The sequence below is a fragment of the uncultured Gimesia sp. genome (genome assembly GCF_963972345.1).
Classification (GTDB): domain Bacteria; phylum Planctomycetota; class Planctomycetia; order Planctomycetales; family Planctomycetaceae; genus Gimesia.
In genome coordinates, this window is record NZ_CAXAVM010000206.1 from 1 (window position 1) to 12,137 (window position 12,137).

The following is a 12,137-nucleotide window of genomic DNA, read 5'->3' on the forward strand; positions in this document are numbered from 1 at the left end:
GCCCCTCTGCTGATAATGGCGGCTGACAGGGTAAACGAATTCCAGTGTGTTAGCCATTTGACCTTGAGACCAGCCTCTTTTGCATTTTGACGAAAATGCTTTTTCGTATAACGACAATAATGCCCCATTTTTCGATCCCAGTCAGAAAAGAGTGAGGGATAGGCGGGCACCGTAATGATGATCCCGCCATCATCGGCCAGCGTTTCTGCTGCGTTTTTCAGTAATTGCACGGGATCCTGCATATGTTCCATCACATCAAGTAACACAACGGCTCTGGCAGAAGCGGGAGCCACTGGCCAGGGCTGGCTTAACTCATGCACGGCGAGATTATTTAATCCGCGGGAACGACCATAATCGACTGAATCCTGCATCAGATCAAATCCGGTAACTTCATAACCCATGCGGCTGAACTCAAGCAGATTGCGAGCGGAGCCGATGCCTCCTTCAATGACTGATCCGGGAGCCGGGAATTCATTGAACAGGATTTCGGTCACCAGCTTTCGCTTGGCAACATGCCACCAGTAATTTTCTTCCAGTTCGATTAATTCAGTAAGATGTCCCGGGTCCACGTTATCTCTTTTGATAATAGTAGTCTGTTGATGCTGGACTGTTTCCAGTTTTTCAGTAGCGGCTCACGGGGTCAGGTCCATTTGGTCCAGGTATCAGAATCGATTTAGTGACGCTAGTGTTAAATGTGATGCGCTCGAAGTAAGAATGATGCTTAGTTAAGGAAATTCAGAAAGACTGCTGGAGTGTGCCTGAAACAGTCAGGATATCAGTGCGTTTAGGCCAACACCGCATCATTTCTATTCAAATTGGATAAAATAGATCATTTTTAACCGTATGTATTTTACCTGTGTTGCTTATGTTGTCTATAGTGTTGTGTGAGTAAGTGGCGTAACGTGTCAATTGCATGTAAATATGTGGAGTATTGATGGTGGGGAATCAGTCAGTCCAACAGACGACAGTCTTGACCTGGTTTACTGCACTCCTCTTTGCTGCATTGCTGGTACTGTGTGTGCCTATGTTTATTAGGATGCCGCTCGCTACTGATGTTGTTCTGTATGATCTTCAGGCAAAGACGGTGCTCAATGGTGGCACTTTATATAAAGATATATTCGAGACGAATCTGCCTGGCATCGTCTGGTTGCACATGCTGATCCGCCCGCTCATCGGAATGAGTTCCGATGCACTGCGTATTGTCGATTTATTGATCTTCAGTGGCAGTGCTCTACTGCTCATGTTCTGGAATCGCAGGAATCAGGCTTCCGTCACTGCCCTGCTCTGGATCGGTATCGCTCTGTTCGCATTTTATTTTTCGATCACCGAATGGTGTCACTTTCAGCGGGATACGATCATCCTTTTCCCGGCTTTGACTGCGCTCTGGTTAAGGCGGAAGCAGGTTGATCGTCTGCTCGAGAGTCAACAGTCAGGAACCGGGATTTCACTGTCTGCTGTCTGGGGCTGGGCTTTTCTGGAAGGTTTGTGCTGGGCAACAGCTTTCTGGATTAAACCCTTCGTGGCGGTCCCTGCGCTGTGTGTCTGGTGCGGATCACTGTTCTTAATCAGGCAGCCACGCAAACTGCTGGTGGATTTTTCCGGTTTATTGCTGGGTGGATTAGTGCTCGGAGCAGTCGGCATCATCTGGATGTGGCAGACAGGAGCCTGGAGCTGGTTTTACGATACCTTTACCAGGTGGAATCCAGAGTATGTTGAATCAAGAACAGCAGGCTGGAATTCATTGCGGTTTGCGCAGTTTCTATATCGGTTTTATCCCTGGTTTCTGTTGCACCTGGTTGCGGTGCCGTTGGCATTGTCCACACTCTGGACCTGCTGGAAAACTCGGAGACAAAGTCAAGCAATTCTGGCGATATCGCAACGGGATTCCCTGCTGTTATCGTTAATGTACCTGGGGTGGCTGTTTCAGTCGTATGCGTTCCAGCATCTGTTCGATTATGTACACTCACCCTCTCACCTGCTGGCGATCGGTGTGATCGGAGTTTATCTCAGCAATCGCATTCACCAGCAGTCTTTGAACTGGTATTGGAATACAGGGATCGCTCTGTTTGTGTTCCTGGCGGTTCTCTCGTTTCCCAACTTCAGACCGGAGCGAATTCAACTCTGGCAGACCTGTGTATTCCATTCCAGCGATCTGCAGCTTAAGTCGAAACTGGCATTAATGGTTCAGGTCGACTGGGACGATCTGGCAGCGGTGAAATCGTTTCTGGAAACACAGCAGCTGAAAGACCATGAGTTGCACTGCTATAACAGCACTCTGGTTTACCTTTATCCTGAACTGAATATAGAACCAGCAACCCGGTATGTCTTTTTTGATACGAGCCTGATTTTCTGTCCCACGCATCGTGGAGAGCTCATGAAATCAGTTAACGAGAGTTCGCAGAAGTTCATTGTCACCGATCTGCTGGAGAGTGGTTTTGATCGGGAAACGGCTTTAGCCAGATCAGAGAATTCAAAGCAGATCACTCCCCCGGCCTATCCTGTCAGCCTCAAAGGGGCTTACCCCTGGTCGCAACCGGTTGTCTTTCGGGCAGGACGTTACCTGGTACATCGGGTCAAACATCCGCTGGGGCGGTTTACCGGTAGTGGGTATCTTCCCACTGAAGAGCAGGTTCAGGCGTTTGCCCGACAACAGAAACTGCAGAAAGAGAAAAGTGACTCTGCTTCCCCGGTAGAAAACTGATCTCATTTCAGGGATCAGGAGCAGGTGCAGCTGCCTGTCTGCCGCGTGGATTTCGAAAGGCGGTCAGCAGTTGAACCAGGAGAATGAGAAGTGCCGTTACGGAAATAATCCGTCCGAGTTGAAAGCCTGGTGGCAGGTAAGACAGCTCAAGCTGATGCTCGCCGGCAGGAAGTGGAATTGCTCTCAAGGAGCAGTCAGCCGGGAGGACGGGCAGATCCTGGTTGCCAATTCGCGCGGTCCAGCCAGGATAATAGATATCTGAGAGCACCAGATAGCCGGGGGCAGACAGGCTGGCTTCGATTGTCAACTGATTGGGAGTTGCTTCCGTGATAGAAGCTGCTGTATAAGGCTGGCGTTTACCTCGCGGCAGGACATCCTGCTGCAGCAGCACCTGATTGCGGGGCTCGACGTTCGAAATCGCCGCCACGATTTTCTGGCTTGGTTGATTGGCATTAAAGGTTTTTGCATTTCCTGTGATGTAAGCTCTGGGGAGCGGATTCAGGTTTTCCAGAATCAGGTAGGGCAGCTGTTGAGATTGCTTGTTTCGCAGAGCGAATTCCTCAGGAATGGTTCCCTGCTCGATAATTTTCCAGCCTTCGATTTCCGGTTTCTGATCAGTCTGCAGGATCACATATTTGATGCTCATCAGATCCAGCAGCGGCTTTTGTGCCGTCGTGAGATCTGGTGACTTGAAGCCCGCCATCATCGCGGCGGCATCCGGTTGCGGAAAGGCAGCTGCGGCCAGCAGTCCCAGTCGGACGAGCGGGACGGGCTCGTATCCCTGGATTTTCATGATCTGATGCTGCCAGGCTTCGCGGTCGCTGAGTAGCTTCTGGTTAACCAGCACACGATGTTCGCCCAGGTTTTCCTTGAGAAACGAAATCAGCCTGGTTTCGCCTCGGAACGTACTTTGAGGGACGGTACTCAGAATCTGATTTGAATGGATACTGAGTTCCCCGATGCAGATCAGGCTGAGCAAGAGTGTGCCTGCGATTGCTGTTTTGCGGGAAAAACTGGCGAGCAGGAGTGCCATCAAACCTGCCAGGATCGCGGCAAACAGCCAGAACAGCTGCAATCTGAAAACCTGATCGGTTCCCATTCTGAATGTGACCTCGCCACGGGACTGCACGATCTGATAGCCAATCACCAGCAGCGAAACAGCCAGGCAAAGGCCTGTGATCAGACGCCAGGTTTTCTTGCGTTGATTCTCTGAAAGCTGAATCAGGGTTTCACATCCAAAGCCGGCCAGCATGGAGATGGCCAGGGAACAGAGCCAGAGCAGACGTGCGGGAATGCGAAACATGGAAAATCCCGGGATCAGTTTATAACAGAGCGTGTAAAACGGCAGATGGGGACCAAAGGCGAGCAGCAAGGCGGCCACGCCGATCAGAGTGAGGCGGATTACATTACGATCTTGACAGAAAACGCAGGTGCCCAGCAGAGCCAGCAGCAGCGGCAGGCAACCAAAGGAACAGATGGATTCCCAGTAATACAGACCGGGACCCTGGTATTGGTCAGGATGTCCCCACACAAAAGGGTCAATCAGCTGCAGTAAGCTGTATCCATTCAAACTCCCTTTATATAAGGCGGCCATATCGATCCCGCTGGAGCGAACCGCCTGCTTCGTGTAAATGAAAACAGGGATCAGATCAATGGCGACCAGTCCCGCCACAAACAGACTGACCAAAATCCAGTTTTTGAATCTGGCACCAGGAGTACTCATCCTTAATGAGCTCTCAGCAGCAACTTCCTGTTGATGCTCAGGGCTGGCGGACGTCTGACGTTTCTGACGGTAACGATCCACCAGGCATTCTATCGCCAGGGAGATACTGAGGAATAACAGCAGATAATACAGTTCCTGGACATGCCCACAGAAAAACGAAAGCGAGATCAGAATTGCCAGGAAGGGAACCGCTTTTCGGCTGCCTTCCCGCAGGAGTTCATATCCATACAGGATCCAGGGGAACCAGGCGATCTGTGTGACGGAGGTGAAATGACCTTCACCTGTTTTCGCTACAAAATAGGGAGCGGCCAGGAAAACAATCCCTGACAGCAGCGCACTGAAAAAACTCAGCCGGTACTTTCGTCCTAATACAAATGCTCCCAGTCCTGCCCACCAGTGGTGCAGGACCAGCGACCAGCTGATGGCATTGACGGCATTGGTAAAAAAGAACAGCCAGTTCCCCGGGTAAAACAGGGATGACTGCGGAGTTCCCAGCCAGGGCATGCCGAGGAGCGAGTACGGGTTCCAGTAGGGGAACTGCTGAAACTGCTCCCAGCAGATTTTCTGATAATTTTTAAAGGCAATGAATGCACTGGTCGTGTCATTATAGCCCTGGTTCTGGATGCCGACCAGTACATCGGAGGGATGGCTCAGCAAGGGAAAAAAGCATGCGCCGGCAGCGACGAGTAAAATCAGTGCAGCGATCAGATTTTGAAACAGTCTGGATTTCATGCGTTACGTTTTGTCTTCACCAGAAGGGAAGACTCCAACAGAAAGTTAAGTGTTTTGTAAAGAATCTGATACACCCCAGGGTAAACCGTTTGCGGACAGCAACATCTTCCGTAGCGGGAAGGTGATTCCAGGTCTCAGGTTCGGTCAGCAAGGATCAGTGGCTGATTGCTGCCAGCAGGCAATTCAAGAGCATAGATCATGCCAACCGGCGGATCCAAGGGCAGAATTAACCGGAGTACGGTTACGACAAGGTGCTTTGTGGCAACTTACTGCTGAAGAGGCATCAGTCCCGATTGGGAGGCTGCAAGCCGTGTGGTTCGATGATTTTACTGTACCACTCGGGACGCCGGTCTGCCAGGCGGTGAATCACATGCTTGTCTGGGACACGGTCGACCCGTTTGTTTCGCGCGCGGGCCGGATCGATGGTGGCGTAAAGGATTTCCGGATCGGTTCCCCGGGAGCAGGCTAATGTCTCCCCGGCGGTACCAGTGATGCGGCTCTTGCCGATAAACTCAAAGCCACGTTCCGATCCAATACGATTGACGGCGCAGTAGTAGATTCCGTTTTCCATGGATCGCGTGTTGATGGCATGCTCGGCGACATGTTCCGCGCCGGCAGGCCAGTTGGTTGGCAGCACGATCAGATCTGCTCCCTCAATCGTCATGATGCGCGAAGATTCGGGAAAGGCACTGTCGTAGCAGATATTGAGTCCAATATTGACTTCGGGATGCGCGTAGACAGCGAAATCGCGGTCACCGGGGAGCGCAAAGCGGTCGACTCCCAAGTAGGGCAGATGAATTTTGCGATAGCTGCCCAGAACTCCCTGGGGGGAAATCAGGACTGCCGCGTTGTAAACGCCCTGCTCTGCCTGTTCCAGCATCCCGACCACGACGGAATGATTCAGTTCACGACAGACTTCCTGTAATCTGTCGGTAGATGGACCCGGAATTGATTCCGCGTAAGGCAGGGCTTCTTCGAGACTGGCGAAGCAATAACCGGTCAACGCACATTCGGGAAACACGGTGAGGCTGGCACCTGCCGCAGCAGTTTCTTTGATTTTCTCGATGATACGGGTGAGATTTCCCTCTTTGTCCATGAGAGAAACATCCATTTGAACGCCGGCAATTTTCATTGATTGCGGTCCTCAGACTGTGTCCAGTTTTACTGTAGCGTCTCCAAAGCTATTTGAGCCGAGTATAACAGATTGAGAGACGCTCTGGTTAAATGCGATTCGCCCTGGAATTCTGGATGATGGAAGAACCCATTCCAGGCAGAATACTGATTATAGGAGCCAGCAACGCAGGTTTCCATTGTCTCTTATCAAAGTGCCACTGGATCAGAGTCGTTCTGTTGTTCTGAAGGGAGACGCCTGCTGGACCGGGGCATCGATGTTTTCAACGGGTGCGGCCTGTTGCGGTGGAATCAGCACACCGGAATCCACGAGTGTGATATAGGTCATCGTCAGCAGAATCGCGTAGGCGACGGCGTTGCCAAACAGGCCGTTTCCGAACCATTTGATGGCACTGCCCGAGGATTTCTTCAGACGAATGGTGATTCCCCTGCGTTCCACGCTGTAAACTTCATCCAGCACCAGGTGCGACAGAAAGCCGAGTGAGATTCCGCCCGCCATCAGAAACTTGACGGCATAAGAATCGCTGAAATAGGCCAGGAAGACGGTTTCCCCGGTGATGATCAGAGCCGGTATACTGTGGAACATGCCACGATGAACGGCAAATTTACTGAGGATTGCAGCACCACCGTAGCGGACCGCGGCGTAGGTGACGACAGCCATCAGGATGGCGTTGTCCGGGTCGGCCCCTTTGTGAATCATACACCGCATGGCAACGAAGGAAGCAACTGCTGCGGTGAGGGAGAACAGTTCCCTGATGGGACGGCCTGTTTCGGAATCGAGGTCAGGCAGCATACCGCCCACCCAGGTCAATACGCCAGCCAGAATTCCCTGCGTGGGCGTGAATCCCATGAACAGGCTGGCAATCGTTCCGTATCCGATTCCCAGTAAACCACTGACGCTGATATGTTCCTTATAACCGGCCATCCTGTTCTTCCCTGAAGCTTACGGTTTCATTCCGGAGTCGTTGAAGCTAAGTCCTTGCAGGGGCAATCTTAGCAGACCGGGGGGGAATCGATCAATGGGAGTTCAAATCACTGGATTTGACTGTGTTCCGTTTTGCTGTAGCGTCTCCCGGTTCATTGAGGACGAGTATATCAGAATGAGAGACGCACTGGTTAAATGTGACGCGATCTGGAAGCAGAAATCAGCTTCCGGACCCTGATCTGGTTCAGACTGTTCATCTGCGAGCAGTCTGGTGAGATCGCGTAGAATCGGATGGGCTGTGCTTCCTCTGGACAGTGTGCCGTTTTTCTGTAGTGCCTCTGAGGACATGGGTGCCGAGTATCATAGTTTGAGAGACGCTACTGTTAAAAAAGTCCTTCGTTCTCGTGGGAAGTGCCGTTCGCTATCGGTCAAGCCGCCTGATGGCATCCGCTGGACAAAGATTGTTTAACTACAGATCGCTTTTTTTCAGGATGAATTTTGATGACCGTTTTTATCAGCTTCCGTGATGGGGGACTATTTTGTGGAGGGGCGCGAGTGAGTCAAGAGGATCTGAATAAATTCGGGTGGCGAACCGGGTTGACCGAGGGCCGATCTGGTGTGATGCCGGGGCGGTGCTGTGGCGAAGGCCTGCGATGTGCGGCGACCCGCAGGATCACATTACGAATGAGTAAAGTTTCGAGCAGTGCAAATCTGGAAAATAAGGGCTGTTTTATAGTGAAGAACACGAACGACTGGTCCGTGTTTCAGTGCACTGTAAACTGGACACGCGCGCGACTCAGTTTGATGCATATCCTCTTTCGAGGCGCGGCGGGGTCAAGTCCAATTTTTTCAGTCTATGTTGCTGAATTCCTGAAAGGGAGGCATCGCAGGTTGATACGCTCCGAAACTGCACAAAGCACGAAATTCGTACTCGTTTCGATACAGAACAGAGTCGGAGCGGGTCGCTTACCGGGCGATGATCTGCAGCACTTCGTCTTTCAACGCGTCGTTGACTGCCAGGCCATTTCCCGAATAGATGGACGGTTTACCGTCGAAGTCGATCCAGTGCCCGCCGGCTTCTTCCAGGATGGGGAGCAGAGCGGCTGCATCCCAGGGGCTGAGGGTCGGGTCGACCATGACTTCGGCGCGACCGGTGGCGACCAGCATGTGACCGTAGCAGTCTCCCCAGCCTCGGGCGAGGTAGGAGTTGCGGCAGAAATGCTCGTACGCTTTCTGTTTGCCAATCGTTTCCCAGCGGGTCATGGTGGTGGTGCAGAAGACGGCGTCCGCAAGTTGAGATTTGTCAGAGACCCTCGCGCGACGCGGTTCCTGGTCGCGAATTTTCCACCAGGCGCCTTCTCCCTTGATGGCGTAAACCACTTCGTTCAACGCCGGGAACCGGCAGACACCCAGCACCAGTTTGCCGTTTTCTTCCAGTCCCATGAGTGTGCCAAACAGGGGGACACCCTGTGTGAACGGCTTGGTGCCATCAATGGGATCAAGAATCCATTTGAACTCGTTGGTACCTTCGACGGGTGGCAGTTCTTCTCCCAGGATACTGTCTTCAGGAAAGGCGAGCGTGATTTCTTTCCGCAGCAATTCTTCAGCACCACGATCGGCAATCGTTACCGGAGAGTCATCAGATTTTCGATCGACCTTGAGATCAGGAGACTGGTAATGCTGCATGATCAGCTCACTGGCTTTCTCTGATGCCGTTAAAGCCAGTTCCAGACGTGCTTTTAATTCAAATTTCTCAGAATGTGTATTCATGGTTTTGTTTCGAATATTTCTTGAATGTTGATGGTTGTCGATCGAATGAAAGTTTGCTTCTTTAAGCTGACAAGGCTATTGCTCTTCGAGGCGGTAGAGGTGCTCCCCTGCTTTTCTGACGAGCAGGATGCCTTCCTCTTCCCGGTCGGCAAATGCTTCGATGTCGATCGTGGCAGGATCTCGATAGCCAAGATTGATTTTCTCACACAGTTCCGGAGGAATCTGCGATGCCAGCGTAACACGAACCCGCGGACGTTCAATTCCGTTTTCAAAGGTCCCGGTCCCCCGGACGTGAGTCGAATGTGCCAGAATCCCCCAGGGGTAGTCTTTAAACTGATCCCACTGGTTTGTGAAATAGTCACGGACATGATAGCCGACCTCTTCAATCAGCTTGCCATGTGTGATCGAGATTCCTTTCATGTGGGGAGCGTAGATAATGAGTTCCCCGTCATCAGCGACCACCGGTTCCAGCTTGTACATGCACTTTCCGGCAACCCAGAGTTCATCGTACATCAGGGGCGCACAGGACAAAACCTGTTTGAAAGGTCGAGGCTTGCGTTTGATGTGGATCTGACCGGAAAGATCAGCGGCGGATTCCCAGGCGTCTTCAGGAGTTCCGTAAAAGAGGCCATACAGGGAACTGTCAGGAGCCACAACGAAAGTGATACAGCGTTTTTCATTCGGGATCATGGCGGCGGACTTGTTGACGACTTCGCGTACCGGTGTCTGTTTGACGCCGATAATGCCGACATTGGTGATCAACGCTCCCAGCCAGTGAAAGAAGTTCAGAAGATCCGGGCCGGAAATACCGGGGAAAAAGTACTTGCTGCCGCCGGAAAAGCCGACGACTTCGTGAGGAAAGACGGGGCCCATGACCTGCAGGATATCGTACTCTTTGATGCGTGCATTAATGGTGACCGGGACATCCATTTCCAGGAGTCCTGCTGAGATTAAAGAAGTCTGCTCTTTCGTGAGGGTCCCGATTTGTGTAAGCTTGTCAGGTTGGTCCCATTCATGGTTGTAAAGCCCGACATCCCTGTATTCCGACTGCCTGGCTGCTTCGGAGATCCCCAGCAGGCGGCAAATGTCTTTTTCAGGCATGGGAGGATGCGTCCCCAGCGCGACGAGGACGTCAATCCGTTTTGCGACGGGGCTGAGAATTCGATGAAAGGTCGAAAACAACAGGGATAAGGGAGCGGTGCGGGTCGCATCGGGCACGATCAGCAGAATGCTCTTGTTTCGATAGTCTTCAACAGGAAGGTTTGATTCAAACCACTGAATGACTTCCTGTTCGCTAAGAGTTTGATGGAGTTTTTCCATAGTCGCATATTGCTTTCAGAAAAGCCCGAGGCACACCATTGCTGTTACGGGCCGGACTGATGTTGAAAACAGATACTATAAAATATTTTTCAAAAAAGTGAATCGACTCAGCAGGCTGTGGGAGTCGTATATCACACTTTTTGTGGCTGAACCAGTCTCAAGGGGCGGAACTTGGCAGACTCTTTGAGATAACGGAATGTTCACTTCGATTTTTTAATGGAAGTCAAAAATTCAGAAGAAAACCCGCCATAATGACTGGTCAACAGCGACTGTGATCTAGTAACCTCGTAAGATGCGCTCTGAATGGGGTTTGAGGGTTGTAAGGCCCGAATCTTCAACCGGCTTTATTTGAGAGCCGCACGATGAAAATGTTTGTGTTCCGACCGATACTAGCGTTGGTCCAGGTTCAATTCAGGACTGACTTATGAAAATATCTGGGAGTGTCTCAATAATGCGAAACGCGTTTTGGGATCAGGCAGGAGGCCGTCCATGACGTTGGCAGAATTGCTGGAAAATCAATTTCGTGCCGATATCCGATTCCGTGGTGCAGCTTATATCGAGGCGGAACGGGTCGAACTGACCCGGATCACCGCTGACCATATTTTTGCTGTGGTACGGGATGGTGTCGAGTACCAGACGCAACTGTCACGCGATGATGGCAATCTGAAAACTTATTGCACCTGTGACCAGTTTCAGAAATTCAATGTCTGCAAGCATTTGTGGGCTTCGATTCTGGCAGTGGACGACGCCGGTTATCTGGCCGGTGCGGTCAAACCGGGCTATATTCCCCCATTTATCATCGAAAATGCCCCGCTCTCCTTTGATGAAGAGCTGGATGATTTTGAATTTTCGATGCCCGACGATTTCGAAATGCGAGGCGGACGGTCCCGGAAAACCAAATCGGGTTCCGGCAACAGTCAGTCCACAGCCGTCTCTTCCAAACCCCGATTACGTGACTGGGAAACGCGGCTGGTTGAGCTCAAGAATGAGTTCTCTCTGACTCCCGTACTCTCGAAAACCACGCAGCAGGAGCGAGAGATCTTCTATGAAATCGACATAGAAGAAAGTCTCGAATCCGGGCAACTGGTGGTACAGACATCTCAGCGTCAGCGACGTGCGAACGGACAATGGGGCAAGTTAAAACCACTCAAGCTGAAAGCAGGTCAACTCCAGGAAGTCGAACATGAAGACGACCGAAGGATTCTGGCCTACCTTTCCGGGGGAACCCCGGAGCGTACCAACTGGCGGGCACAGCAGACGGAAACCCAGGTTGCCGCCTTTCGCTACCGAATTCCGTATGAACTGTGTGAACTGATCCTGCCTCTGATGTGTGGTACAGGACATGTACGCTATCTGGAACGTCAGCCCGACGACGTCGATTCCCTGAAATGGGATGGTGAGAACACCTGGGAATTCTGCATGGGTGTGGAACGGGATCGGAAAAGTTCAAACTGGAAACTGCACGGTCACCTGAAACGGGACGATGAAATTCTGCAGATCACCTCGGCGCGTCTGATTGTGGCGGGGGGACTGGTGCTGACCAATGATAAAATTACACCGCTGGAAGACTATGACGCCTTCCCCTGGATCAAAATGATTCAGCAGAATGAGACAATTGAAGTAGAAGATGGCGAACAGCAGGAACTGGTTGATCGTCTGCTGGATATGCCGGTGCTGCCGCGACTGGAACTGCCGGAAGAACTGCATCTGGAAGAGATCACCTGTGATCCCAACCCGGAACTGCTGATTCATTCGCCGCAGAAAAAACGCTGGCAGCAGGATCGCCTGTATGGTGAAATCCACTTCAACTATCTGGACCATCTGGTATCCGGTTC

The 12,137-nt window shown here is 51.6% G+C and carries 8 protein-coding genes; 2 read left to right on the forward strand and 6 right to left on the reverse strand.

The window, feature by feature from the left end; translation table 11 throughout:
- A partial coding sequence (locus AACZ40_RS24215) for a class I SAM-dependent methyltransferase (protein ID WP_339676165.1) occupies positions 1-569 on the reverse strand: 569 nt, incomplete at its 3' end.
- A gap of 449 nt (positions 570-1,018) precedes the next feature.
- On the opposite strand from AACZ40_RS24215, the gene AACZ40_RS24220 reads away from it, so the two are divergent.
- The gene (locus tag AACZ40_RS24220) at positions 1,019-2,701 is read left to right on the forward strand and encodes a hypothetical protein (RefSeq protein ID WP_291179214.1); all 1,683 of its coding nucleotides are present in this window, start codon (positions 1,019-1,021) and stop codon (positions 2,699-2,701) included.
- A 7-nt stretch (positions 2,702-2,708) separates the two neighbouring features.
- Here the strand turns inward: AACZ40_RS24220 and AACZ40_RS24225 are convergent, their stop codons facing one another.
- The 5 genes from AACZ40_RS24225 to AACZ40_RS24245 form a co-directional block, all read right to left on the reverse strand.
- On the reverse strand, positions 2,709-5,156 hold the full coding sequence (locus tag AACZ40_RS24225; RefSeq protein WP_291179216.1) for a YfhO family protein: 2,448 nt from the start codon (positions 5,154-5,156) through the stop codon (positions 2,709-2,711).
- Positions 5,157-5,439: 283 nt separating this feature from the next.
- The gene (locus AACZ40_RS24230) at positions 5,440-6,288 is read right to left on the reverse strand and encodes a carbon-nitrogen hydrolase family protein (RefSeq protein WP_291179219.1); all 849 of its coding nucleotides are present in this window, start codon (positions 6,286-6,288) and stop codon (positions 5,440-5,442) included.
- Positions 6,289-6,492: 204 nt separating this feature from the next.
- The gene (locus tag AACZ40_RS24235; RefSeq protein ID WP_291179221.1) at positions 6,493-7,212 is read right to left on the reverse strand and encodes a metal-dependent hydrolase; all 720 of its coding nucleotides are present in this window, start codon (positions 7,210-7,212) and stop codon (positions 6,493-6,495) included.
- Positions 7,213-8,178: 966 nt separating this feature from the next.
- Positions 8,179-8,982, reverse strand: coding sequence for an inositol monophosphatase family protein (locus AACZ40_RS24240; RefSeq protein ID WP_291179224.1), 804 nt, complete (start codon positions 8,980-8,982; stop codon positions 8,179-8,181).
- Positions 8,983-9,057: 75 nt separating this feature from the next.
- Positions 9,058-10,302, reverse strand: a complete 1,245-nt coding sequence (locus tag AACZ40_RS24245; RefSeq protein ID WP_291179227.1) for a lactate racemase domain-containing protein — start codon at positions 10,300-10,302, stop codon at positions 9,058-9,060.
- 489 nt (positions 10,303-10,791) lie between these two features.
- Here AACZ40_RS24245 and AACZ40_RS24250 point away from each other — a divergent pair.
- On the forward strand, positions 10,792-12,137 hold a 1,346-nt coding region (locus tag AACZ40_RS24250; protein WP_339676166.1), incomplete at its 3' end, for an SWIM zinc finger family protein.